Annotated in this window: 20 protein-coding genes; 12 read left to right on the forward strand and 8 right to left on the reverse strand. The window is 48.9% G+C overall.

Annotated features, from left to right (window positions below; translation table 11 throughout):
* The first annotated feature begins 159 nt into the window (after positions 1–159).
* From J2Z28_RS24520 to gntK, 4 genes are all read left to right on the forward strand, one after another.
* Positions 160–1434: an ABC transporter substrate-binding protein gene (locus J2Z28_RS24520; protein WP_211084649.1), complete on the forward strand. Its 1275-nt coding sequence runs from the start codon at positions 160–162 to the stop codon at positions 1432–1434.
* Positions 1435–1562: 128 nt separating this feature from the next.
* On the forward strand, positions 1563–2429 hold the full coding sequence (locus J2Z28_RS24525) for a carbohydrate ABC transporter permease (RefSeq protein ID WP_036613110.1): 867 nt from the start codon (positions 1563–1565) through the stop codon (positions 2427–2429).
* Positions 2430–2449: 20 nt separating this feature from the next.
* Positions 2450–3277 (forward strand): carbohydrate ABC transporter permease, encoded by an 828-nt coding sequence (locus J2Z28_RS24530; protein WP_211084650.1) that lies wholly within the window; start codon positions 2450–2452, stop codon positions 3275–3277.
* A 275-nt stretch (positions 3278–3552) separates the two neighbouring features.
* The gene (gene gntK / locus J2Z28_RS24535) at positions 3553–5103 is read left to right on the forward strand and encodes a gluconokinase (protein ID WP_211084651.1); all 1551 of its coding nucleotides are present in this window, start codon (positions 3553–3555) and stop codon (positions 5101–5103) included.
* Between the two features lie 646 nt (positions 5104–5749).
* Here the strand turns inward: gntK and J2Z28_RS24540 are convergent.
* Positions 5750–6139 carry a nuclear transport factor 2 family protein gene (locus J2Z28_RS24540; protein ID WP_211084652.1) on the reverse strand — a complete coding sequence of 130 codons (390 nt, stop codon included), beginning with the start codon at positions 6137–6139 and terminating at the stop codon, positions 5750–5752.
* A 163-nt stretch (positions 6140–6302) separates the two neighbouring features.
* Here J2Z28_RS24540 and J2Z28_RS24545 point away from each other — a divergent pair, with 163 nt between their 5' ends.
* The 3 genes from J2Z28_RS24545 (at position 6303) to J2Z28_RS24555 (ending at position 8583) form a co-directional block, all read left to right on the forward strand.
* Positions 6303–6620, forward strand: a complete 318-nt coding sequence (locus tag J2Z28_RS24545) for an ArsR/SmtB family transcription factor (RefSeq protein ID WP_076209651.1) — start codon at positions 6303–6305, stop codon at positions 6618–6620.
* A 69-nt stretch (positions 6621–6689) separates the two neighbouring features.
* Positions 6690–7505 (forward strand): hypothetical protein, encoded by an 816-nt coding sequence (locus J2Z28_RS24550; RefSeq protein WP_211084653.1) that lies wholly within the window; start codon positions 6690–6692, stop codon positions 7503–7505.
* A gap of 118 nt (positions 7506–7623) precedes the next feature.
* Positions 7624–8583 (forward strand): MraY family glycosyltransferase, encoded by a 960-nt coding sequence (locus J2Z28_RS24555; RefSeq protein WP_036613004.1) that lies wholly within the window; start codon positions 7624–7626, stop codon positions 8581–8583.
* A gap of 121 nt (positions 8584–8704) precedes the next feature.
* Here J2Z28_RS24555 and J2Z28_RS24560 read toward each other — a convergent pair whose 3' ends face one another.
* From J2Z28_RS24560 to J2Z28_RS24570, 3 genes are all read right to left on the reverse strand, one after another.
* Entirely contained in the window at positions 8705–9523 is an 819-nt protein-coding gene (locus J2Z28_RS24560) for a carbohydrate ABC transporter permease (protein WP_211084654.1), read from the reverse strand.
* Positions 9523–10416 (reverse strand): carbohydrate ABC transporter permease, encoded by an 894-nt coding sequence (locus tag J2Z28_RS24565; RefSeq protein WP_211084704.1) that lies wholly within the window; start codon positions 10414–10416, stop codon positions 9523–9525. Before J2Z28_RS24565 ends, J2Z28_RS24560 begins: the two co-directional genes overlap by 1 nt.
* A gap of 131 nt (positions 10417–10547) precedes the next feature.
* Positions 10548–11891 carry an ABC transporter substrate-binding protein gene (locus J2Z28_RS24570; RefSeq protein ID WP_211084655.1) on the reverse strand — a complete coding sequence of 448 codons (1344 nt, stop codon included), beginning with the start codon at positions 11889–11891 and terminating at the stop codon, positions 10548–10550.
* A 481-nt stretch (positions 11892–12372) separates the two neighbouring features.
* Between J2Z28_RS24570 and J2Z28_RS24575 the strand changes: the two genes are divergently transcribed.
* Positions 12373–13404 (forward strand): LacI family DNA-binding transcriptional regulator, encoded by a 1032-nt coding sequence (locus tag J2Z28_RS24575; protein ID WP_036667984.1) that lies wholly within the window; start codon positions 12373–12375, stop codon positions 13402–13404.
* A 200-nt stretch (positions 13405–13604) separates the two neighbouring features.
* Here J2Z28_RS24575 and cydC read toward each other — a convergent pair whose 3' ends face one another.
* Genes cydC through J2Z28_RS24595 form a run of 4 tightly spaced genes read right to left on the reverse strand, consistent with a single transcriptional unit; the run spans position 13605 to position 19871 of the window.
* Positions 13605–15542: a thiol reductant ABC exporter subunit CydC gene (gene cydC / locus J2Z28_RS24580; RefSeq protein ID WP_211084656.1), complete on the reverse strand. Its 1938-nt coding sequence runs from the start codon at positions 15540–15542 to the stop codon at positions 13605–13607.
* Position 15543: 1 nt separating this feature from the next.
* Positions 15544–17454, reverse strand: coding sequence for a thiol reductant ABC exporter subunit CydD (gene cydD, locus J2Z28_RS24585; protein WP_211084657.1), 1911 nt, complete (start codon positions 17452–17454; stop codon positions 15544–15546).
* A gap of 1 nt (position 17455) precedes the next feature.
* A complete protein-coding gene (cydB, locus tag J2Z28_RS24590; protein ID WP_244988510.1) occupies positions 17456–18511 on the reverse strand; it encodes a cytochrome d ubiquinol oxidase subunit II in 1056 nt (351 codons plus the stop codon).
* Positions 18456–19871 (reverse strand): cytochrome ubiquinol oxidase subunit I, encoded by a 1416-nt coding sequence (locus J2Z28_RS24595; RefSeq protein ID WP_211084658.1) that lies wholly within the window; start codon positions 19869–19871, stop codon positions 18456–18458. Before J2Z28_RS24595 ends, cydB begins: the two co-directional genes overlap by 56 nt.
* Positions 19872–20254: 383 nt before the next feature.
* Between J2Z28_RS24595 and J2Z28_RS24600 the strand changes: the two genes are divergently transcribed.
* From J2Z28_RS24600 to J2Z28_RS24615, 4 genes are read left to right on the forward strand one after another with little or no spacing between them, the layout of a single operon-like run.
* Positions 20255–21547: a tetratricopeptide repeat protein gene (locus J2Z28_RS24600; protein WP_211084659.1), complete on the forward strand. Its 1293-nt coding sequence runs from the start codon at positions 20255–20257 to the stop codon at positions 21545–21547.
* The gene (locus J2Z28_RS24605) at positions 21544–22539 is read left to right on the forward strand and encodes a glycosyltransferase (RefSeq protein WP_244988511.1); all 996 of its coding nucleotides are present in this window, start codon (positions 21544–21546) and stop codon (positions 22537–22539) included. The genes J2Z28_RS24600 and J2Z28_RS24605 overlap by 4 nt, the downstream gene beginning before the upstream one ends.
* Before the next feature lies 1 nt (position 22540).
* Entirely contained in the window at positions 22541–24082 is a 1542-nt protein-coding gene (locus J2Z28_RS31375; RefSeq protein WP_244988512.1) for a glycosyltransferase family 4 protein, read from the forward strand.
* Positions 24079–24750, forward strand: a complete 672-nt coding sequence (locus tag J2Z28_RS24615) for a class I SAM-dependent methyltransferase (RefSeq protein ID WP_211084660.1) — start codon at positions 24079–24081, stop codon at positions 24748–24750. The genes J2Z28_RS31375 and J2Z28_RS24615 overlap by 4 nt, the downstream gene beginning before the upstream one ends.
* Positions 24751–25019 lie beyond the last annotated feature (269 nt).

The raw sequence follows: 25019 nt of genomic DNA on the forward strand, positions 1-25019 counted from the left end.
TTTATTTTTAAAGTAACTACCCAATTTATGTTACGCAATCGACACAAATATGTGTTTCACTTTAGGAATATTGGGTATGAGTTTATAAACTGCTCATACACTAATGTTGTAGTCCAACGCACTTCATGCCTCGAACTTAACGATGAGGGGGTAATACACATGATCCGCCGGAAAAGAACATGCTGGACAGCCATACTGATGGTCTGCGTCCTGCTCATAAGCGGATGCTCCATCTGGCCCGGACAGGACGATTCAGCGAGCAACAAAAAGGTAGCGCTTACATTATGGTACTGGAACCGTTCCATCGATGATAAGTTGATTGCCAGGGCTAAGGAAAAGTTCCCCAATATCGAACTGACAGCTCAGAAAATCGGCGGTGATTTCAAGGCAAAGCTCAAAACAACACTCGCTGCACGCTCAGGTGAACCAGACATTGTGGCATTGAACGACTGGATCATGGAGCTATTCCCCAGTGAGGACCGTTTCTATAATCTGTATGATCTCGGTGCAGGAGATATTGAAGACCAATATCTGCCGTGGAAATGGAAGCAAGGTGTTACGCCAAGTGGACAGATGATCGGGTTCCCGATGGATACGGGGCCAACAGCCCTCTTCTACCGAGAAGATCTGTTCAAGGAGGCAGGATTGCCATCTGATCCCGATGACGTTACACGCCAGATCAACAGCTGGGATGCATATGCAGCCGCCGGAGAACAGATCAAAGAGAAATTCGGAGGCAAGGTTTTTCTAACTGACAATATTGCAACCGTTTACAATCAAGTCATATCGCAGTCTGCGGAGCGTTATTTCCGGCCGGACGGGTCCTTTATCGGCATGGATTCCCCTATTGTGGGCAAGAGCTGGGATACGGCCGTTGCTTTCAAAGAGAAGGGACTGCTAGCCAATGCAGATGGCTGGACTCCAAGCTGGAACGCCGCGATGAATAATGGCGAAATCGCCTCTTTTGTAGGTGCCGTCTGGATGAAACAAGTGCTTCAGGAAGCCGCTCCGGACACCTCCGGGAAGTGGCGGGTCGCTCGGGCACCAGGGGGAGATGGCAACAACGGGGGATCATTCCTGTCCATCTTGAAGTCGAGTGAGCATCCTCAGGAAGCCTTTGAACTGGTTCGCTGGCTGCAAAGTCCCGAAAATCAACTGGAGCAATATCAGACATTGAATCTGTTCCCTTCTGCACCAGTTGTGTTTGATGATCCTGCCATGAAAGAAAAAGAACCTTTCTTCGGTGGACAGGCGACAGGGCCTGTATTTGCCGAATCGGCACAGGATGTGCCGGATGCTTTCTTTGGCGAACGATATCCATCCGTACACAACATTATCACCCGGCGGCTGAATGATGTCGCGAAGCAAAATGCCGATCCACAGCAGGTCTGGACAGATACGGTACACCGCGTCGAGCGGGAATTGCAGCGTTAACCTGAAGAACGTGTGGTTTCGTTATCCGCAAAGGAGGAATTCATATGGCTGTAACTGAACCTCGTCTTACTCCCGATCCCGGAAATGCAAGACCTGATCTGGATCGGCAGAAGTCACTGTGGGCCAGAATGTGGGAGCATCGTGCACTTTATGTTGCGATATCGCCGTTTTATATTCTGTTCGCGGTATTTGGCCTGTTCCCGATTGGGTTCTCACTCTATCTGGCTTTTCATAAATGGGATGGCATCGGTGTCATGACGTTTAACGGACTCAACAATTTCAAATACATGCTGACCGATGCCGAGTTCTGGCAAGCCGTGGGTAACACGTTCATGATCTGGATCTATTCGACGATTCCAATGCTCTTCTTTGCCCTGATTATTGCCTTTCTGCTGCATGCACCATTTGTGAAGTTCCGTACATTATTTCGGGTCGGTTATTTCCTGCCAAATGTCACATCCATCGTGGCGGTAGCCATTATCTTCGGTGCCTTATTTGCCAACAATTATGGCTTTCTCAATTATCTGTTGCAGTCGGTCGGGCTACCGGTTGTGGAGTGGCTTAATGCACCATGGGGCATTAAAGTCGCAATCTCCTCCATGGTGGTCTGGCGCTGGACCGGATATAACGCCGTCATCTATCTGGCCGGACTTCAGAGTATCCCGCAAACGTTATACGAAGCGGCCAAGATTGACGGCGCATCAGCGATACAGTCCTTTTTCCGAATTACAATTCCGATGCTGCGTCCTGTGATCCTGTTTACGGTCATTACATCAACGATTGGCGGTATGCAGCTGTTCACCGAGCCACAAGTATTGGTAGGCAATGACGGTGGCGCAGGTGCAGCAGGCATGACGATTGTACTGTACCTCTACCGTGAATCCTTCATTAACAATTACTTCGGATATGGCGCTGCCGTTGGTTGGGGCATGTTCCTCATTATCGCCCTGTTCTCGATTGTGAACTGGAAGCTTGTTCAAGGCAAATCATCCTGATGTGATAAGGGGGAGCGCACATGGCGACCAAACACCTCAAATCGCTGGTGTTGTATACCGGTCTTATCGGGGGCATGCTCATATCCATGTTCCCGTTCTATTGGCTGATTGTAATGTCCACCCGGACAACGTCCGATATCTACAAGTTCCCGCCCCAGCTCTGGTTCGGCGGTGAACTGTGGAATAATATCACGCGGGTGTTGCAGCAGATTGATTTCTGGGGCGCCTTTCTGAATACGTTGTTTGTGTCAGGCCTTGTGACCATTCTGGTGCTGTTTTTTGACTCACTGGCGGGATTTGCGTTTGCGAAGTTTGAATTTCCCGGCAAAAAGTGGCTCTTCATCTTGCTGCTCGCAACCATGATGGTACCTTCCCAGCTGTCTCTGGTGCCTTCCTTCGTACTCATGGCTACGTTCGGCTGGGTCGGTTCCTTCAAAGCCCTCATTATTCCGGGCATGGTGAACGCCTTCGGCATTTTCTGGATTCGCCAGTATGCAACAGAGTCGATTCCGAACGATCTACTGGATGCGGGCCGCATCGACGGCTGTAATTTCTTCCGACTCTATTGGAACGTGGCATTGCCAATTCTGCGACCTGCCTTTGCTTTCCTCGGCGCGTTCACCTTTATCGGCGTATGGAATGATTATCTGTGGCCTTTGATTATCCTGACGGATGCACGTAAATATACGTTGCAGATTGCGTTATCTCAATTAAACGGACTGTATAACACAGACTATGCAATGGTCATCGCAGGCACGTTGCTTGCCGTCATTCCACTCATCATCATGTTCCTGTTCATCAGCCGCCAGTTTATCTCGGATATTGCCGCTGGGGCAGTGAAGGACTAAGGTTGTGGCATTTTGATCCATCCCTCAAGTCTGATATTCTAATATATATATGAAATAACAGATGCCATATAAGTTGGATGAATAGCGCCACGTGCACGAAGGGGACAGAAAGGGCCTGAAGAAATGGAATGTTCGCATTTATAACCAAATTTCTCCCTTTGAAGAGGGAATCAAGAAATTTGGGGATAACGGCGATCGGAAGGCTTTCTGTACCCGAAGTGTTAACGTGTAACAGCATTCATTCACTTATATATTCAAGAAAGAGGGATGACAAAATGGCTTCTTCACCCTATATGATCGGCGTAGATATCGGCACGACCTCCACCAAGGCCGTCTTGTTCGAACAGAACGGAACCATTGTGGCTCAAGGCAGTGCCGATTATCCGCTGTACACCCCCACACCTGCGATTGCGGAGCAGGATGCGGAAGATATTTTCAAAGCAGTCATCAAGTCCGTTAAACAGGCCACTTCCAAAGCCGGCGTTAAGCCAGAGGATATCCTGTTTGTATCGTTCAGTTCAGCGATGCACAGCATTCTGCCTGTCGGTCAACACGGCAAACCGCTGATGCGAGCCATGACTTGGGCAGATAATCGCAGTGCAGAGTGGACGGAAGTACTCAAATCGGAGATGAATGGTCACGAAATCTATCTGAGAACAGGTACGCCGATTCATCCGATGTCCCCACTCACCAAGATCATGTGGCTCACCCGGGATCAACCAGAACTGTTCAGACAGACATACAAATTCATATCCATGAAAGAATATGTCTTCTATAAATTATTTTCTGAATACTTCATCGACCACTCGATGGCTTCAGCTACTGGACTTATGAATCTGGAAAAACTCGACTGGGATGCAGAAGCGCTGCATGTGGCGGGCATCACGCCGGAACACTTGTCCCGATTGGTACCGACCACACATGTGCTGAAACATGGATTGCACTCGGAGTACGCCAAGGAGATGGGCATTGCGGTCACCACACCGTTTGTCATCGGGGCCAGTGATGGTGTGCTCTCCAATCTGGGCGTGAACGCCATTGATCCAGGCGTCGTCGCCGTGACCATTGGTACAAGTGGAGCGATTCGTACAGTCGTAGACAAACCGGTGACCGATCCAAAAGGACGTTTCTTCTGTTATGCACTCACGGAGGATGCCTGGGTCATTGGCGGACCGGTGAACAATGGCGGTGTTATTTTCCGCTGGATTCGGGACGAGTTTGCGGCTTCCGAGGTGGAGACGGCGAAACGACTTGGCATCGATCCGTATGAAGTGCTCACTCGTGTCGCCGAAAATGTACCTCCGGGTTCGGAAGGCCTCTTGTTCCATCCGTACATGACGGGTGAGCGGGCTCCGCTCTGGAATCCCAATGCACGGGGTTCGTTCTTCGGCCTGACGCTGCATCATAAGAAGGAACATATGATTCGCGCTGCGCTCGAAGGTGTGTTGTTTAACCTGTACACGGTCATGCTGGCGATTGAAGAAAAGATTGGCCGTCCGAAAAAAATCCAGGCGACAGGCGGCTTCGCCCGCTCTGAGTTATGGCGGCAGATGATGGCTGATATTTTCGATCAGGATGTCATCATCCCCGAAAGTATCGAAAGCTCCTGCCTCGGCGCAGCCGTACTGGGCTTGTATGCTCTGGGCCGCATCGATTCCCTAAGTGCCGTCTCCGGCATGATCGGATCAACTCATCGGCACCAACCAGACCCGGACAGTGTCCGCGTGTACCGTGAACTGCTGCCGATCTTCATCCGCATCTCCCGCAAATTCGAAGAAGAGTATGCGGATATCGCTGCCTTTCAGAATAAGACGATGCAAGGGTAGGGAAGGCGTGGGACGGCATGCAGGATAACCGGAGAACGGGACGGTGTGAGGGCTAGAAGGTTAAAAGCCTAGGATGTTGCAACACGTTGGACGGTCAAAAGTTGAGCATGGAATAGCTAACGAATCGTAGACATCTTATATAAGGTTTATAGCATGTTTTCAAAATCTAACGAACCTGAGCCACCTTATATCGGCTTACATGGGCACAAAACTGCTCTAGAACCTAATATGTAGCCTATTAACGTGTCTGTGGTTCGTTAGAAAATTATTTTCTCCAACTATCCTTCAATAGCGTGTCACAGGTTCGTTAGAATTGACAGAGCATCGTCACCATGCGGTGAATCCCCATCTCCTAAGCTGCGTCTGGCTCAGACTAACCTACGACTCTAGGGACTACGGCTTACGCACGTTCATGAGGACCGTCCACCATGTTTAAAACATGGGGTAGGGTCTTTTTCATGTAAAGATTTTCATGTACACATCTTCATGTACAGATTTTGTGTACCAATTTACCTGTAGATACTGTGCTACCAGAGTGACAAAGCCCTCGTCCTCAGCGCCTTTCACAAAAAAAAGCCCTACAGCTTGAAAGACTGTAGAGCTTCGTTTCCTAACCGTTGCAGTATTACTTATTTATACTCCGCTATTACTGATTATACTTGCTGAACGCATTCTGGTCGGCCTGTACATTCTCCAGATACACGATCTGCCCCGCATCATTTACACGCGCGATATCAATGCCTGCTTTGGCATATACCGTTCCGTCCGCCGCTTGTCCGCATACTGCCCAGTTCGTTTGGTAGCTGCCGTCAGGCTGTTGCACCCAACCGTCCCACATATGTTTTACATCCTTATTGTACTCGTAGAAAGCTTTCATGAAACCGTCGAATCCTGATCTGCTGGTTCCGTTAAGCACAATCTCTGCGTCCGGTGTAAACAGAGACAATAAGTCCTGCATGGCGCGCTCATCTGTGCGTGAAGCATCAAATAAACGGAAATAGTTGTTCAACAGTGCAGTGGTACTTGTAGTACTCATTCATATTCCTCCTAGAATAAAAATCCGATTTCCAATCTTTCAGTTCGAATAATTTCGAAATAACTGAAAAGAAATGTATCATACTTCTTATACTGCCTGCAAGAGATAGTTCGATATTTTTCAAACATTGAAAGAGAAAGCCGAATATGCTAACGTCATAGATATGAGAACTCCAACGATACCTATGGCTTCGGAACTGAAGCTGACCACGGTCTGCAATGCATTGGGCGATCCGATCCGTATGAAAATTGCACACTGTTTGGCCAGCTCTGGCGAGAAAAACTGTTCCGCCTTCGAAGTAGACCATATCTCCAAATCCACGTTGTCCCATCACATCAAAATTTTACGTGAAGCTGGCGTGATCCAGCCACGCATTGAAGGTAAACAGCACTTTTATTCCCTACGAAAGGAAGAATTAAACGTACGTTTTCCAGGCCTCGTCGACATGATTCTGAATACAACCGAGGAATACGTACATTAAAGTAAGCAGGTTTGAGATTGAAGAACCACATTCATCAGGATGGCAATTCCCATAAAGGAGGCTAACCACATGGACAAAAAAGCAGCAAAGATACTGCTGAGCACCTTCTGGGGAGGCGGCGGCTGGAAAACAACCTCTGTACCCTTCTCTGGAGATGAATTTGAATATGCTAAAAGCAAAGGCGTTATGTTCGATCCACTCACGATCACGCATGACGAAATTGTCCAGCGTCTGTACGACATGCATCAGGATGACTCGTTTAAAGAACGGGTGATTTCGGCCTTTCTACATAGTCTGTCCACCAAAAAAGTCTATCTGCGCAGCGCATTATCCAGCTGGGCTTTAACATCGAAGATGCCTTTGCATACCTATGCGGAACGCCCTGCCCTTCACCCTAACACCAGCTCCTGTGGGGATTGCAACTTCCTGCGTTTGCAGTCAGACAAGGAATATTCCAACGTCGACTTAAACGTCCTTAATTTTGAACGGATCAAGTGGGGTGGCGTGCGTCATGGCTGGCTTATCTATTGCCTGATGGATCTGGAATTACTGCTTCAGGACAACGATACAAACTATGAAGTAACTCCTGAAGACCAAGCCATCCTGGTCAACCTGCTTGAAGCAGCTCAGACGGAAGACCCCAAAGACAGTGCTCGCTCACTTGAGAAAAAGTGGAAGGATCTCTTCCCTTCCAGCAAACAGGAGCGAGATGCCCTGCTGGAAATCTGGGCGGCAGCCGGAATATTGGCTCCTGGAGATAAACCGAGAAAAGGCAAAGGTGGTTCCAGTGATTTCGTCTTTGCGGCGACCTGGCAAGGTGATGATGGATATAGTGTAGAAGCGACAAATCATTATTTCGGCTCCTATCTTCATCAAATACAATAAAACCTGAACTTTTGCTCACCTTTGCGTACGTCTGGTTACAATAATGACATCGACAGATTTCCTGTTTAACTCGTATAATAAGGGGAAATTGGTAGATGGGAGTGAAACAAGCGAGTTTATGGTATACATACTGGCTTTTATAGTGTCTTTTGCTGTCGTGGTTCTGCTTATTCCGCCGCTTGGTCGACTGGCTCACCGGCTCGATTTTGTGGACAAGCCTCGGGAAGATGTGGAGCGTAAGCTGCACAGGCAACCTATCCCGCTCACGGCGAGTTACGCGATATTTACTGGATTTTTCCTGACATACATTGCTCTGACGAAAGAAATCACATGGGAAACGGCGGCTCTGGTCGCTGGTGGTATGCTTCTGCTAACGATTGGTACCGTCGACGACTGGTACAAAACAAAAGGCAAAGATTTTCCTGCCCTGCCCAAAATGCTCGTACAAGTCTCCGCGGCAGTACTCGTATTTGCTTCTGGCATTGCGTTCACCGGATTCGTGAATCCCTTCAACGCGGAATATGTCATGCTTCCAATCTGGCTGCAATTCATTCTCACGATCCTGTGGATCTTCGGGGTGACAACAGTCATCAACTTCTCGGACGGCATGGACGGACTGGCTGGCGGATTATCGGCCATCTCGGCGATTACCCTGTTCATCGTGGCGCTTGCCAAAGGTCAAAGTGATTCCGCACTCATGTCAATCATACTGGTCGGTGTGACGATCGGTTATCTGAAGTACAACAAAGCTCCTGCCAAGGTGTTCATGGGTGATGCAGGCGCTACGTTCCTTGGCTTCATTCTGGCGGTTATCGCTCTGGACGGTGCATTCAAACAAGCAACCATGTTGTCCATCTTCATTCCGATTCTGGCGCTGGGTGTACCGATCTTCGACAACATCTTTGTCGTTATCAAACGTTTCATTCAAGGTAAAGCGATCTACCAAGCCGATGCGAGTCAAGCCCATTATCGCTTGCTGCGTGCCGGTTTGAATCAAAATCAGGTGGTGGGTGTGCTGTATCTCGTCAGCACCTGCCTCTGTCTTTCCTCCATTATTCTGATGCTGGTGGAGCTGTAAAACCAAAATAACGATGAAAATAATAGAAGCCACCTTCATTGCGTTGAGGGTGGCTTTCTTATGATGTTTTTTTGGATCGCTTGCCTTTTTTTCGTTTCAGTTAAAGCGGAGTGATTCTAACTTACGATTTAACAGCCCCTGCCATAGCACCTCCAACAATGAAACGTTGCAAAGCAACATACAGGACAACCAGTGGCAAGGTAACAATCAGAATGCCACAGGCGAGCAGCGGCCAGTTGTTCATGTACTGTCCATAAAATGTAAAGAGTCCTTTGGTTACCGGCTGATAATTCGGATCAGATAAATAAATGGTCGGCCCGATAATATCGTTCCATACACCAATCGCGGTAAGAATAATACCTGTTGCTAGGATCGGTTTCATTAACGGAACAAGGATGGTGAACAGATAACGTGTATATCCACTCCCGTCCATGGCCGCCGCCTCATCCAGCTCACGCGATATTGATTTGATATAACCCACAAACATGAGAAAGGCGATCCCTGTCCCTGTCGTCTTCAGCAAAATATACCCGATCTGAGTGTTGTAGAGACCCAGATTATTGATCAGGGAAAACTGCGGAATGAGCGGGTTAGGAAGATACATGGAGATCAAAAAGAAAATATAAATGAGTGTGCTGAACTTCACATATCTGCGTGCGAGCGGGAATGCGGCAAAGATGGACAACATTAATGTCAGAAGGGTGGACATCCCTGTATAGAGCACACTGTTCCACATATACTGAGAGAAGTTTCCTTTGTTCCATGCTTCGGAAAAGTTCTCAAGCCGGATCCCTTCAGTAAGAGCTACAGGATCGAGCAGATACTCTGTCTGTGTCTTCATGGATACATTGAACAGATAGAATAGAGGGAAAACGTACAACGCAAGCATGAGCAGAACGATAACGTAGCTGACCATTCTGGACGTTTGGCTCTGTTTCATTACGCTTCCACCTCTCTTCTGCGAAGATAAAATAAAGCGACCATCGATATGGTAAATACAAAGAGGAACTGAATCATCGCCACAGCAGAAGCCAAACCGTAATCAGCCGTTCCTGTGCCAAATGCTGTAGCATAAACATCAAACGCAAGCGTCGTTGTATTGAACTTGCCGCCTGTAAGTACATAGATAATATCAAAGGTTTGCAATGCCCCTATGATAGACAAGAGCATGTTAACTGTGAATGCAGGAGCAATCATGGGGAATGTAATGTTCGTAAATGCTTTCCACCCCGAAGCACCATCCATGTAACCCGCCTCATACAGATCGCTCGGAATGGATTGCAGACCTGCAAGAAAAATCGTCATGGAGTAACCCATGTACATCCAGATCTGAACAAAAATAATCAGTTCGAAGGCGATATTATAATCGCCAAAAAAGTTGGAACTGGTACCCAAGAAATTGAGAAAGGACTGGGCTGGTCCGCCCAGCGGATTTGCAACGAGTTGCCAGATCAGTCCGGACACCGTAACCCCCAATACAACCGGCAAAAAGAATACCGCACGGTACAATTTGTCGCCTCTAAGCTTCTTGTTGATCAAGATCGCCATGAACAAACCCACTGCATTTTGTATGATCACAACAGCAAACGCAAAGTATAAGGATCGCCCAATAGCATCCATTCGGTCTCCAGCATTGGATGCACCAAAAAATGTTTTATAATTTTCCAAGCCGATAAAGCTCCATTCCTGGCCCCGAACACCAGTAGCATCTGTAAACGAAAACAGTATCGTCACAAGTGATGGACCGAAGCCAAACACGACATAAAGTAACAACGGAATGCTCAAATACAGATAAGGAATAAGTCTTGCCTTACCTTTCCCAAACGGATACATCATCCTCACACCTTTCATGTGGTAAAACCAAGACAAAGGAAAGCCGGAATAGCGGTCTGGCCTGGGCCCGAAGGCTCTGACCCTGAGCGTGATTCCGGCGTATGCGGCACATATGTACCATCGATGCTAACTTATTTTGGAGCAGCAGCATCCCAGTCCGCTTGGGATTTACCTGCAAGCTCTTCCGGTGTTGCAATCGGTCCGGCTGGCTTGAGCATCTCTGCGTGAACGCTGGCCTCCGAAATGTACTGTCCTACATTCTGACGGTTAATGAACAACTGATCCCAAGAAAGTTTAAAGTCCTCCAGGTAAGGCTCAATGCCTTGGATAAACTCACTTGTCATCTCCACATCAGGCTGTGTAGGCAGGAAGCCGGCTGCATTCACAAATTCCGTGTAGTTCTCTTTCTCCGATAACATATCAAGCCATTTCATTGCGTAATCCTTGTTCGGTGAGTTATCCACCACCATCCAGGTCATATCGTATTTACCCGCCAGATTTTTATTCTTGGCTGCATCATTGCTACCTGGAATTGGGAAATATCCAAACTTCAGATCAGGGTTGGCCGTTTGAATTGTTGTTGCATCCCAAGTGCCGTCAGCAATCATAGCCACCTTGCCTGTAGCGAACAAACTGGGCAATGTTCCGTAGTCAATACCCATGAAACCAGGCATTGCATTGTTCATCAGATCCTGAGATTTCTGCAAGACTTCAAGTTGAACCGGATCAGTCAGCTTGGTTTCACCAGTCCATAGACCTTTGATATAAGCAAGCTGATCTTCATGAATAGAGGCCTGAAGCCCTTGCACCGCAAGACCTATTGGCCATACATCTTTACCCGCCAGACCCAGCGCTTCGACACCATTGTCTTTGAACACTTTGATAACATGTTGCAATTCATCCCAGGTTGTAGGGATTTCCAGATTATATTTTGCGAAGAGTTCCTTATTGTAGAACAGTCCTGTAAATGCCACCTTGCCCATGTTTACACCGTACACCTTATCGTTATACGTCATTGCGTTCTGTACATCTGCTTCATTGTAGTTTTTGATAAAAGATTGATCAGACAGATCACTGATTAACCCGGCATCGATCCATTGCTTCCACATCGGATCAGCAGCACCACTGGACCATTCCTGCGGAGCGCCTACAAAGCTTGATTTGAGTGGAATGATATCCACATCCCCATTACTTCCGGCGTTCATCCGTGTTTGCATCAACTGATCGTAAGTCGCGTCTGCCGGAACGGTAGTATACTCCACCTTTACGTCCGGATATTTCGCTTCAAATTTCGTATTAAACTCTTTGATGTAGTTGTTAATATTCTCTTGCTGCCAGTGAATGATCTTCAAGGTAACTTTTTTGCTGCTGTCTGTAGCCTGAGTTCCTTCTGATTCCGAAGAGCTGCTACTACAAGCGGCGAGCACACATAATAAAGCGGTTACAAGTACAATGGCTAAAGTCATTTTCTTCATTTTCGTTGTCCCCCATATTTTTGAATTAAATATACGAAATCAGTTTCGTTAATTCCACCCTTATTATGACTTCAGATCTTTATTTTGTAAATAGTCATTTTGTTTTTTTGATTTCTATGCTCCAACCCGCTTGATAAAAGCTTTATTTATTGCTGTATACGTTGAAATCAAGGTAACCTTTACGATAGTTACGAAACACAGCACATGGCATAATTTCATATACAGCCCCAGATAGCCCGGTATTCCTTTAAATGGACTAAAAATCTGTAAAACAATTAAGATTACGAGCTAAAATTAGTCTTTATTTTCGTAACAAACATCCTTGATCACTTAATACCTATGGATGCATATCATTTCAAGTGTGAAACCCTCTCTCTGCTGTTGACTCTCCGGTCTATGTAGCATAGAATACTTGCAAGAAAGCGAAAAAACCGATACAGCCCCAGTTTACGAAACCAGTTTAGGAATCCGAGGGATATTTATGAATATCAAAACGATAGCGAGTTTAGCCGGCGTATCTGTAGCCACGGTGTCCAAGATTATCAATAACTATCCAGATATTAGCGAGGAAACGCGCCAGCGTGTGCTTAAAATTATGGAAGAGACAGGCTATCGTCCATCTTCTTCAGCCAAAACACTGGCAACCAAAAAATCCAGCCTCGTTGGCGTTGTGTTTGCAGGGAAGCTGAACGTGGATTTCAGCCACCCTTTCTTCGTACAGGTTATCAATGCGTTTAAGAAACAAATTGGCTTGCTTGGATACGATCTACTCTTCTTCTCGAATGAGAAGTTTCTGGATCAGGGTGAGGACTACTTGGCGAGATCCAAGTATTTTCAAGTGGATGGCTGTATTATTATTGCGGGGGATGAGGTCGAGAGCAGCATATTCGACCTGGATGCCAGCCCGATTCCTTGTATCGGAATAGATATCGAGCTAACAGGACAAAGCTCCTGTTACATCATGTCCGATAACGATAAGATCTCAACCAAAGTTGTAGAACAATTTTATATGAACGGTTATCGAGATGTTGGTTTTATCGGGCTGGAGCGCGCCTCTCTTGTGATGCAACAGAGAGAGATGGCTTTCAAACGTTCACTAAATCAGTTTAGTCTTGATGAAAAGCCCGAGTGGGTTGTATACAGCAAAGATTATGCCGCAGCGGATGGATACGAAGCGGCCAAGAAAATGCTCGCCTGCAAGACTCTGCCACGTGCCGTGTTTGCAGCCACAGATCTACTTGCCTTTGGAGCTATTCGCGCCTTTAAGGAAGTGGGGTTACGCATTCCAGAAGATATAGCTGTGGCAGGTTGTGACGACATCGAAGCCTGCCGTTATACCGATCCACCGCTAACAACCGTCAAGCAGGATACCGACAAAATCGGACGCCTTGCCGCCATGATTCTGTTTGATCTGATGAACAAACAAATGGATAATCGTTGCATTAAAGTAGAGCCGGAACTGGTTGTACGTCAATCCTGTGGCACAGCCATGCTGCTGGCACAGGAAATCTGAGCGTTAAGCCTTTGGGACTGGCTGCTGCAGATCAATTCACATCATAGACATAGCGATTTTTCATAAAACTCCACATCAAGAAACGAAAAGGGGATGTCCCATAAGTCATGAATATGACAGGGGACATCCCTTGTTCGTGTTATTTTGTTTTAATGAACCTGAGACACGCTATCCGCTCCCATTTGCCGAGAAAGTTCCTGCTATCTGGAAGCGGCAGTAGGCAGCTTGCCCTCTACTGTCTGCAAGTCAGACCATCCGGGTCGATCAAGTTCAATGAGACGCCGGTATCGCTCTTCCCCAGCCAGCAATTGTCCGTGAGAACCCTGCATGGCAATCTTTCCATTTTCCATAAAAATAAGTTCGTCCATCTGTTCCGCACCAATCAGGTGATGAGTGACCCAGATCATGGTTTTGCCTTGTAAGTTGTCCAAAATGGTCCGCATCAGTTCGCGTTCCGTCACTGGATCAAGCCCTACGGTTGGTTCATCGAATATGACAACAGGTGTCTCCCGGAGCAGTACCCGGGCCAGAGCAATCCGTTGCCTTTCCCCACCGGAGAAACGCAGACCCGTCTCCAGCATCGGCGTATCATATCCCTGCGGCAAGGATTCGATCAGACCGGATAAACCGACTTGCGCGGCCACCTGACGAATCTCCTCCTCCGTTGCATGTGGACGACCGATCCGCAAATTATTGGCTACCGTGGTGTCGAACAGGTGTGGGCTCTGATTCAGCACTGCGATGACATCAGTGACACTCTCACCCAGGGTCTGCACAGGTAAATCATTGATCAGAACTTTCCCCGCAGACGGGAGCAAGGCCCCCTGAATCAGCTTCAACAAGGTCGATTTGCCGCCACCGCTTCGTCCAAGAATGGCTAAACGTTTGCCTTGTGGCAGATGAAGGGATACCTCCTGTACGGCATAAGTATCATCAGATGCATAACGGTAACTAACGCGATTGATCTCCATGTCTGCTCTGAGTTTGGGTGGAATGCGAAGACGAATTCGTCTGTCTGGGATATCACTCGCGGCCGGCAAGGACTCCGATGTCTGTCCAGCCATCACGTTGCCGTTTTTTACTGCAGAGATCGAGTCGCCCGTTCCATCAACATCGTTCGCTCCACTCTGCCCCGGAAGATCCGCTTTCCCTTCCAGCTGTTTCAAGCGGTCCAGTGATTCACGGTACTGTGGAAGGTGCTCCACAGCATCCCCTACAGGCAGGAGCGTTTCCGTGAGTGGAAATAACACCAGTACAAAAGCAGCAATCATCACGGCAGGTAATTGCCCGACAGAAGCGGCATTTCCGGCCCATAATGTAACCGTTAATACCATCAGTCCAATGACGCACTGGGCCATCAGATCACGCCAGCGTGTCCAGCGCCGCAACTTGCGACGAACTGCGTCGACCTGTTCCTCCGCTTCTTCCTGCTGCTGAACAAATTCGGCCGCTCGTCCACTTGCAAGCCAATCTCCCAGTCCAAGTACACCGTCGGTCAGACGGGTATACAACCTGCTGTTTTCCTTTTTCAGCCGTACACGCCATTTCCACGTCACTTTCAGCGAGATCGCAGGTAACACGGCAACGAGAAATAACATGTACAAGCCCATCCACACCGCAAATCCCAGATCAACACTGCCAAAGGCAATCACAGCCGCACCGTACATCACAAGCGCGGTAACGGCGGGGAAGACTGTACGCAGATAAATATCCTGCAGCCGCTCCACATCATCGGCCAGTGCTCCAAGTACATCCCCGGTCTGCATGCGAGAACGCAGGAACAGGGCCTGCGGCTCTAGAATGCGATATAGCTTCACCCGCTGATCGGCCAACACCCGCAGTACGGCATCATGTCCTGCCAATCGCTCGATATATCGAAAGACGGCACGGAATATCCCAAATGCACGTACACCAACAATGGGTACATACACCATCAGAATATTTTCAGGACGCAGCGCAGACTTGGAGATCAGAAATCCGGAGGTAAACAGCAGCAGTACCGCACACAGTGCAGCACATGTACCCAGCGCAATGACTGCAATGAATCTCCACCGGTACTGTGCCACATACGGAGCAATCCAGCTATTTTTTTCTTTTCCGTTACGGACGGTCTCCATATGCTCATATCCGGACTTCATTTTATATCGCCTCCATCTGGGCCTGAATCATCTGATAATATACGCCTTGTCGTGCCAGCAATTCCTGATGTGTTCCCGTCTCTGCCACTGTGCCACCATCCATGACAATAATTCGATCCATATGTGGCATCCAGTGCAGACGATGGGTAGCCAAAAAAACTAGTTTTCCTTCAAACAGCGGTAGCATCGTCTGTTTCAGTTCATACTCTGTCTCTACATCCAGATGTGCTGTCGGTTCATCGAGCAGCAGGATGTTTCGTTTACTAAGCAAAGCTCTTGCCAGCGCCACCCGTTGCTCCTGCCCACCACTGAGCTGTCTGCCACCAGCCCCAATGAGCTCATGCAACCCACTGGATAATGAGGTCAGAAGCTTGGTTAATCCAGCTGCGCTAATGGCCTTCGCCACTTCCACATCCGATGCCTCCGGCATGTAGAAACGAACGTTATCGGCCAGGCTTCCACTAAAGATATACGGATGCTGCGGGATAGCTGCCGTCTGTCTTCGCCAGGATTCAAGCATATCCTGTGTCACAGGCTGGCCGTTAGCCAGTACTTGACCCGAAGTAGGCAGCTGAAATCCAGCCAATACATCAATCAACGTGGATTTGCCTGCTCCGCTGGCGCCAATAATACCGATTTTGCCAAGACCCGTGATCTGAAATGTGACATCCTTTAGCGAATAAGGACCTTCATCATCATGCCGTACCTGTACATCCGTTAGAGCCAATCTGCTATTCTCATTCCAAGAGAACACTGAGGAAGAGGAAGAAACAAGCTCAGGAGTAGTAGAAACAGAAGCAGGATCAGGATGCCCCGCAGCCGTTTTATCATTCAACACGACACGTATGGTCGAAGTAGCAGCTTTCCTTTTACCCGAAGATAATGATGATGCAGATCCCGTCCCATCCTCTGCCATGTCCGCATGCGCAACAACATTTGCATAGGCTTCTTTCTGTTGCTGTTCAGCAGCTTTCCCCCGTTCAATCACCTGATTAATGGCCGCTCCCGCTTCCTTACCGTCCAATGTTGCGTGGTAATCGGCGCCGAGCATACGTACAGGCAGGAAATATTCAGGTGCCAGAATCAGTACCGTCAACGCAGGGCCAAGTAGCATATACCCTTCTGTCAGACGTAATCCCAGACCAACTGCTACGGAAGCAACGGACAACATCGTAAAGAAATCGAGTGCAAACGAAGAAAGAAAAGCCATGCGCAGAGTAGACATCGTTGCTTTCCGATAACGCTGACTGACCCGCAAAATGGAACCTTCATGTGTTTTGCTCTGCCCCAATGTTTTCAGCGTTTCCAGACCACGCAAGGTATCAACAAAATGGTTAGCGAGTGCTTTGTAGGATCTGAATTGTCCGTCTATCTTACGCTGGGCTGCGAGGCCAATCAGAATCATGAACACGATCAGGATCGGGAGTGTCAGCATCAGAATAACCCCGGACATCAGATCCAGCTTGAACACATACAGCAAAATGACGATGGGGGTGAACCCCATGCCCAGCATGCGAGGAATGAATAGTTCCAGATACGTCTTGTATTGGGCTGTCCCTTCACGTGCCAGTGTGACCAGATGGCCTGTGCCCTCCGTCTTGGCATAACGCGGTCCAAGTCTGAACCACTGCTCCACCATCTGTCTACGCAGATCAGTCCCTGTCTTCTCCGCATATCGTGAAGTCACGAGTTGTAACCAGAAGGATAGGGCGTAGCGGGCGGCAAAAGCAGCCAGGAACAGCAGCAGTACCGGGTACTGCTCCGTTACGGATGAACCTTCAAACAATGCCGTGATGGCCTGTGCCAGCCATTTAGCCTGCATAATGATCGTCATCGCCTGTAGCATCACCAGCGTCGAGGCCAGCGCAAGTACCGGCCGGATGCCCGGCAGCTTCATCAGCCCCCGTCCCATATCAGTACTCCAGGTGGTGCTGCTCGTTCAGACGTTTGCGGAAGATATAATAACTCCAGATCTGATAGCCAAGAACAAACGGCAGCAATGTGCAAGCTACAATGGTCATTACTTTCAATGAATATGCACCCGATGCGGCATTGTATACAGTCAGGTCATACGCCGCCCCAAAGGAACTCACCATCACTCTTGGGAAAAGTCCAATAAAGACCGAGGAAAAGGCAATTGCAATCACTGCACCTGTCATACCAAAAGCCCAGCCTTCACGCTTCTGACGAACAAAGTATGCCGCAAGGGCAAGCGAGACTGCGCCAAGTACAACCATAATCCAGAGGGCCCAGCCGCGTACGGCGAACACATCCGTCATGAAATACGTCATTAACGCGTAAACGGCGAGCAGTGCAGCCAGCGGCAGCATCAATTTTTGCGCTGTCTTCAAGGCACGCGCTCTGAGATCACCTACTGTTCGTAGCGTTGCAAACAGCAATCCATGAACCAGACACAGTAGCGTTACGCTCAAGCCACCAATCACGGTGTACGGATTAACAATATCGAGGAATCCTGCACGCAACTGCATCTCCCCATCAATGGGCAGACCTTTCATCAAAGTGGCAAAAACAACCCCGAACAGGAACGGTAAAAGCGCGCTGGAGACAACAATGATGATGTCCCATGTTTTGCGCCAGCGCTGCTGTTTCATTTTACTGCGGAATTCGAAAGCAACACCGCGACCAATCAAGGCGAGCAACACCACCACAAGTGGCAGGTAAAAACCACTGAACAACGTGGCATACCAGTGCGGGAAGGCAGCAAACATCGCGCCCCCTGCCGTAATCAGCCATACTTCATTACCATCCCAGAACGGACCGATCGAGTTGATCAGGGTCCGACGTTCACGGTCTGTTTTGGCGATAATGCCTGTAGACATCCCCACACCAAAATCAAAACCTTCCAAAAAGAAGAAACCGACAAACAATACGGCGATCAGCAAAAACCACAACTCACTTAGTGACAACGGAATAACCTCCATCCACGCCGAACGGATCGGCCGATTCATCGTGATCTTCTGGCTTCTCGACCGCAAACGGCCCTGCCTTGATCTCACGTACGAACAGGTATACCATCACGATTCCGAGAACCGTATACGCAGCGGTAAAAGCGATGGTCGAGAACAGGATCATTCCTGCGGATACGTTCGGTGAGACCCCGGCTTCGGTTGTCATATAGCCAAATACTGTCCATGGCTGTCTTCCTACCTCGGTCATAATCCAACCTGACGTATTGGCGATAAACGGCAAAGATATGGCGAACACCATCAGACGCATAAACCACTTTCCAGCGACCTCCAGCTTCTTGCGCATAGCCAAAAACGTACCGTACAGAGCCAGCACAATCATCAAACCACCCGCTGCGATCATAATGCGGAAACTCCAGAACGTTGTCCGTACCGGCGGGATGTAGTCCCCCGGTCCATACGTCTGCTGATACTCAGCATTCAGTTCCTTCATGCCTTTGACACTACCGGAGAACTTGCTGTAGGACAGATAACTGAGCAATCCGGGGATTTTGATCTCACCTGTACTCTCCTGTTTATCCGGGTCAATAAAAGCGACTACCGTCCATGGCGCCGGATCTTCTGTCGTTGTCCATGTGCCCTCACTGGCTGCCATCTTCATCGGCTGTGTCTCCACCAGATATTGCGCCTGGAAATGCCCCGAGAAAGCTACACCAAATGAAGAAACAAGAGCGATAATGATCGCGATATTAAACGATTTGCGGAAGATCTCCACATCCTGCTTTTTCATCAACTTGTAGGCACTGATCCCGGTTACGACGAAGGCCCCTGTCATCAATGCCCCAAAGACTGTATGTGGGAACTCAACGAGAAGCTGACCATTTGTGATAAGTGCAAAGAAATCATTCATCTCGGCTCGGCCGTTGTTAATCTCAAACCCGACAGGATGCTGCATAAATGAATTGGCCGCCAGAATCCACAGCGCGGACAGGAATGTGCCGACAAACACCAGCCAGATACAGGCCAGATGCACTTTTTTGGACAAACGATCCCATCCAAATATCCACAACCCAATAAATGTAGACTCCATAAAAAACGCCAGTAGCGCTTCAATAGCCAGTGGCGCACCGAACACGTCCCCGACAAATCGGGAGTACTCGGACCAGTTCATGCCGAACTGGAACTCTTGCAAAATACCTGTGACAACCCCGACGGCAAAGTTAATCAGGAACAGTTTGCCCCAGAACTTGGCCATCGTTTTGTAAATCTCCTTACCCTTAACAACGTACAACGTCTCCATGATTGCAACCAACAGTACAAGACCGATGGATAGCGGGACAAAAAAGAAATGGAAAATCGTTGTAAGTGCATATTGGATACGCGATAACATAATCGGATCCATACCGTTACCCCTTCTTTCTGTTCACTTCGCAGTATGCGTATTTGGCATTGAAGCTGCACCTTCGCTGTCTGTTCGCCAAATACGTTGATGAACGTATTGTGCCAGATTACCTATTTTATACATGTGAGAATTATCACAATCTTCGTCTCTAGAGCAAAAAAAAGTGATCCTGGTCACACAAAAGATAAAATTCAGCCTATTATCACAGCTTGCCAACTTCATCTATTCATGGAAGATACTCATGTTTGGGACGGAATGCCCATATGTTAGTCTCAGGCATATCATGCGAAGTACCGTGAGGGCTTTACATATGAAGTGAAAGCATGAAGCACATGCAAAGAAAATGAAACACCATAATTCAGTCAAGGTGAGGTGAATAATTCATGGAAAATCCTGCGCCGTTACCGGATACAGCCCCCGAAGTCAGCCCGGATGGGGCCAATACAGCGCAGTCCCCTGTTCGGTATGTTCTCTTCCCTCGCAAAGGAGGCTGGTCATCCTTTCCCTATCCCGATATTGCTGCGCTGCTATCGATCGAGGGAGAGGTCTACTATGTCAGTAGCCTGACGCAAACAGAGGATGTACCTCCGGTCATTACCGTCATCTCCTTCCCTGAGGCCGAGCAGCTATTGCTGGAACCTCGCACCGTAGCCGTGGTCGCCCATCCCTACTGGCTAATGGCTACAGCTTCGCTGGAGCCTGAGCTATGTATTGTCCTGCTCCCTGAGCCTGCTGGAAACGAAGCAGAATCTCCGCTATGGGAGAGCAGTATTTCCAAACTGGTAGGCATCGCCGATCTGGTAGGCACATCCTCCGAAACACGATATATGAAGCTGTTATTCCAAGGCGTACGTGCTATCTGGCTGGGCGGCGAAGACCCTGCACCTGCAGGTACGATGCAAAAGGATGATTTTGAAGTCCCTCTTCGGGACTTCGAACTGCTCTTCCTGCATGCGCTGCGGCAGATCCTGTCAGGTACTCCAGATAGCGTCACCCTGCTTCAATGCAGTGTACGTGCCGACTTCTACCGTCAGCTTCGTGCCAAAGCAGGTGCTCATGAGACGATATCCTTTTTGCTGGCAGCCTATGAGTACTTGCTTGAAGATCCTCGGGCTATCAATTCACTTCAAGAGGCATTCTCCCATGCGGTCTTGAATGGTCGCAGTGACTGTGTAGTCTCACACTATAGATTCCTGTCTGCCATTCATGCCCGGTCCGGCAAGTTGGAAGACGCCCTGCTGGTGTATGGAATCAGTGCAGCCGACGAACAGGAACGCCATCATTATGAACAGCTCTGTCGCTGGTTTGAGGCAGGAGAAGATCAACTTGTACGAGCGGAACTACTGCGTATGAATGATGATTACGGAAACGCCCTGCGTATCCTTGACGAACTTGGCGGAGAAACGGCGAGACATTGGAAATTCCGCATTTACCAGGAGACTGGACGTGTGGAAGAAGCACTGGCTCTGGTGCATGCAGTCGATATTCAGGATGATGCCAGTCGCCGGGATTATCAGCAATTATCCGGCAGTGCGCTGGCACTGCGGGGGGAACGACATGGGGCAGTCCGACATTTCCTTGAGACAGCACTGGAGGATGAAAATGCGCTCGCCCGGATTGTGGAGCTGGAGCTGTTGGATCATGCCGTACAGCAATTGCTTGGGGAGGTGCCATGATGCTGGACCCGAAGAAGCGTAGACAACAGTTGAATGGGCCAATGGTGCACAGGAATATCCGAACCGAAACCACTTACACGCCAACCGAAACAGTCGATCGAACTCATACAGACGCATTGGAAAATGGAGATCACACCCTGGATCATGCACAACCAACGCAGGACATCCGAAGCCAAGTGCATCACTGGAATGATTCACAAGGTCAGGCAGAACAGAGTGTTGCTATAACACTAGAGGAAACAAGTGTATTCAAAGAGCCCTTCTCCATTCGTCGGGTTCGCAAAAGCAAAGGCAACAAGCTGACCGCAATGCTGCAGGTTCGCAATGAACGTGGCCGATACCTTGAAGAAGTATTGCATGATCTGAGTGAGTTCGTGGATGAGATCGTCATTGTGGACGATGCCAGCACGGACGGAACCCCAGATCTATGCAAAGCCTATCCAAAGTTAGTCCGTCTGGAGGTATTGGAGAAACCGCTGTTCGCCGAGGAATGGCGGCTTCGCAACACCTTATGGCAAGCGGCTGCGGGAACATGTCCCGACTGGTTGCTCTCGGTTGATGCGGATGAGCTGTACAGCTCAGAGGCCAAGAAAGCCATACGCACTCTGATTAATCAGGAGTATGCGGACTGGTTTGCATTCCGATTCTACGATATGTGGGGTGGCCGGACCCACTACCGGGAAGATGATCTCTGGTCTCTGCACAAACGGCATACCGCTTCACTTGTACGATATATGCCTGGATATCCTTATTTTTATCCACAACAGAATCATCACGTTCCCCGTCTTCCCTTGTCCTGTACGGTATTGCCTGGGGTCAGCACGGAACTGAAGGTTCAGCATCTCGGCTGGGCCGGCAGCCTGGAGGATCGGGTTCGTAAATATTTGCGCTACAAACGCATTGATCCTAGCGGTGAATGGGGCAATCTTGCACACTACGAGTCGATTCTCGATCCGGAACCTCGGCTGATTCCCTGGAAGGAGGGACCGTGAGATGGGCGTGGTGAGTATTCTGACGCATAGTTTCACCGACGGGTACAATCGGGAATTCGGTCGTGTATTTGGTGGTGGACTGGAACGCTATATTCTGGATCTGTGCAGTGTCATCCGAGGACTCGGGCATATTCCCGAGGTTCATCAGCTCTCTTATTTTGAAGAATTCCAGACTCGGACGGAGCAGATTGACGTATTTGGTTATTCGTACGACATGGATAATGTACCGGAAGCCTTTGACCGGATGGCAGCAGCAGCGCGCGGCCCAGTGATCTATGCCAGCTGTCTGTGGCAACCCATCACCTACAAACCCGGCAGCCTTGGCATCTGTCACGGCATTAACTGGGATCGTCCCGGACTGCCATTGGAGACCAAACAACAAGTCGCGGAACATATTCAACTGGCTCTGGATGGACTCGTGCGCATTGTATCCGTGGATTCTCATTTTCAGACCTTTTGCCGAGCTGCGTGCACCTATACCGATCCAAGGCAGGTTGTCCTGATTCCCAATGCGGTGGATACGTCCTATTTCACACCAGCTCCGCCAACACGTACCTTCGTGCAAGAACAGGAAGACGAATGGCTTGCCGCATGGAAGAATGATCTGGCGAGTCATGAAGAAAGTGTTGGTGCAGTTATATCAGGAGTGCAAGCTGTAGAAGGCAAGGATGGAACGAGTGGTGATGGAGCGAACAGTGGTAAGGCTAACAGAGATGGAGGTGGAGATACAGATAGCGATCAAGAACGAGAGGGGAAAGAAACGGTAGATTTCCATTTACAGTTATCGAAACGGGAAGAAGTCGAGGCAGATGGCGTAACGTATAGGTTTGCTCGTAATCACCGGAATTCAAAGGATTGGGCTACGGAGATTCTAGTAGAAGCAGATGCTGAGTATCAGGTTAATGGTCCGATTCAGGGACAGGTTGAAAAGAAAACTGTGGATGCCCGTGTGACCTCTCCCCGCCCAATTCGCATTATCTATCCACGCCGCATCAGCATGGAGCGGGGTATTATTCCAATGATGCTGGCAGCGGATAAACTACTAGGAGCCTTTCCAGATCTGGAGGTTGAATTTGCCGGGGAACTGGTCGAAGGCAGCACGGTCGGGAGAGCCTTTCGTTACTGGCATCGTACTCATCCACATGCGGAGCGAATTAACCAGCGCACGTATGATTTCCGGGATATTCGGGAGGCCTACCATCAGGCAGATATCGCTGTGATTCCAACTGTGTTCTCGGAAGGCACCTCCTATGCCTGTCTGGAAGCGATGAGCTGTGGACTTCCGGTAATTGCCTCCAATGTTGGCGGATTGAATGATCTAATTCAAGATGGTTTTAATGGACTCCTGGTACCTCCTGGTGAGCAGGAACTAACCGCCGCACTGGTACGCCTTGTACAGGATCGGGCTGAGCGAGAACGACTGGGAATCTATGCGCGCGAGACTGCACTGTCCTATGATCTTACCAGGTGGCGGAGCCGGTGGAGCACGGTGTTGGAATCTTTTTTGGCAGAGACAGGATTGAAGGAGGGAATTCGGGGATGATGGATACGCCCAAGGCAACGGAATTCATGGAATCAAGATACATTCGGCAAAGTGACCCTAAAACGGACACATTGGTCTTCCCGCTGCATCCGGCATGGTGGAGCCGTCCCTACGAATATGAATGGGCCCGGCGGTTTGCACGTCCAGATGATGTCGTCCTTGATGCAGCCTGCGGCATCTCCCATCCGTTCAAATTCTGGCTTGCAGAACACTGCCGCGAAGTTCACGCCTGTGACTGGGATGAACGTATTTTGTCTGAAGAGGCGATAAGACTGGATATTGTTTCTGATTTTGGCGAGCAAGCCGCTCAGGATCTGCCAGAATCAACTCTCGTCCGATTGCACCGTGCACAGGCTAATCTGGCACAGCTTCCGTACGAGTCGGGTAAGTTTGATCGGGTGTTCTGTATCTCTGTACTGGAGCATCTGGATACAGGCACGATGCTGCGGGCGTTTCGTGAATTCGCTCGGGTGCTGAAACCAAACGGACAGTTAATCGCTACCTTCGATGTGCCCGAGATGCGGCCTGATCTGCTGGAGACAATCATGGCTGTCACCGGATTAACCATTGAAGATAAGCTGAACGTGAACGAGCCGGACGATGCCATCTGGTCTGACATGTATGGCACGCCGATCCGCTGTTTTCGAGCAGTGATATGCAAAGGTTGAGACGAATTGGGTTACGTCGAGTTAAATGCAGAGGGGGAAAATTGAGGGCTTAAGGGCTCGACCCATTAGCAACGGAACAATACACGGTTCGGGCAATGCTCCGATTACCGGTAGCTCCGTTGCTTTTGCAATTTCAATTGGATGGGCTAGTGCGGGAATATGTGGGGATGTACAGGGGTTGGAGGTTCGGGACTAGAGACTAGAAATAAGAGATTAGAGATTAGAGATTAGTGATTAAAGATTAAGGATTAAGGATTAAGGATTAAAGG

It is taken from the genome of Paenibacillus xylanexedens (assembly GCF_017874615.1).
Classification (GTDB): Bacteria; Bacillota; Bacilli; order Paenibacillales; family Paenibacillaceae; genus Paenibacillus; species Paenibacillus xylanexedens.

What these genes read in the sequence shown, in the direction of transcription:
- J2Z28_RS31375 (WP_244988512.1), top strand. Translation starts at nt 22,541, where the DNA reads ATGGGCGTGGTGAGTATTCTGACGCATAGTTTCACCGACGGGTACAAT.
- J2Z28_RS24555 (WP_036613004.1), top strand. Translation starts at nt 7,624, where the DNA reads ATGGTATACATACTGGCTTTTATAGTGTCTTTTGCTGTCGTGGTTCTG.
- J2Z28_RS24615 (WP_211084660.1), top strand. Translation starts at nt 24,079, where the DNA reads ATGATGGATACGCCCAAGGCAACGGAATTCATGGAATCAAGATACATT.
- J2Z28_RS24565 (WP_211084704.1), bottom strand. Translation starts at nt 10,416, where the DNA reads ATGTATCCGTTTGGGAAAGGTAAGGCAAGACTTATTCCTTATCTGTAT.
- gntK (WP_211084651.1), top strand. Translation starts at nt 3,553, where the DNA reads ATGGCTTCTTCACCCTATATGATCGGCGTAGATATCGGCACGACCTCC.
- cydC (WP_211084656.1), bottom strand. Translation starts at nt 15,542, where the DNA reads ATGAAGTCCGGATATGAGCATATGGAGACCGTCCGTAACGGAAAAGAA.
- J2Z28_RS24520 (WP_211084649.1), top strand. Translation starts at nt 160, where the DNA reads ATGATCCGCCGGAAAAGAACATGCTGGACAGCCATACTGATGGTCTGC.
- J2Z28_RS24600 (WP_211084659.1), top strand. Translation starts at nt 20,255, where the DNA reads ATGGAAAATCCTGCGCCGTTACCGGATACAGCCCCCGAAGTCAGCCCG.
- J2Z28_RS24570 (WP_211084655.1), bottom strand. Translation starts at nt 11,891, where the DNA reads ATGAAGAAAATGACTTTAGCCATTGTACTTGTAACCGCTTTATTATGT.
- J2Z28_RS24530 (WP_211084650.1), top strand. Translation starts at nt 2,450, where the DNA reads ATGGCGACCAAACACCTCAAATCGCTGGTGTTGTATACCGGTCTTATC.
- J2Z28_RS24575 (WP_036667984.1), top strand. Translation starts at nt 12,373, where the DNA reads ATGAATATCAAAACGATAGCGAGTTTAGCCGGCGTATCTGTAGCCACG.
- J2Z28_RS24560 (WP_211084654.1), bottom strand. Translation starts at nt 9,523, where the DNA reads ATGAAACAGAGCCAAACGTCCAGAATGGTCAGCTACGTTATCGTTCTG.
- J2Z28_RS24545 (WP_076209651.1), top strand. Translation starts at nt 6,303, where the DNA reads ATGAGAACTCCAACGATACCTATGGCTTCGGAACTGAAGCTGACCACG.
- J2Z28_RS24540 (WP_211084652.1), bottom strand. Translation starts at nt 6,139, where the DNA reads ATGAGTACTACAAGTACCACTGCACTGTTGAACAACTATTTCCGTTTA.
- J2Z28_RS24550 (WP_211084653.1), top strand. Translation starts at nt 6,690, where the DNA reads ATGGACAAAAAAGCAGCAAAGATACTGCTGAGCACCTTCTGGGGAGGC.
- cydB (WP_244988510.1), bottom strand. Translation starts at nt 18,511, where the DNA reads ATGAATCGGCCGATCCGTTCGGCGTGGATGGAGGTTATTCCGTTGTCA.
- J2Z28_RS24605 (WP_244988511.1), top strand. Translation starts at nt 21,544, where the DNA reads ATGATGCTGGACCCGAAGAAGCGTAGACAACAGTTGAATGGGCCAATG.
- J2Z28_RS24525 (WP_036613110.1), top strand. Translation starts at nt 1,563, where the DNA reads ATGTGGGAGCATCGTGCACTTTATGTTGCGATATCGCCGTTTTATATT.
- cydD (WP_211084657.1), bottom strand. Translation starts at nt 17,454, where the DNA reads ATGGGACGGGGGCTGATGAAGCTGCCGGGCATCCGGCCGGTACTTGCG.
- J2Z28_RS24595 (WP_211084658.1), bottom strand. Translation starts at nt 19,871, where the DNA reads ATGGATCCGATTATGTTATCGCGTATCCAATATGCACTTACAACGATT.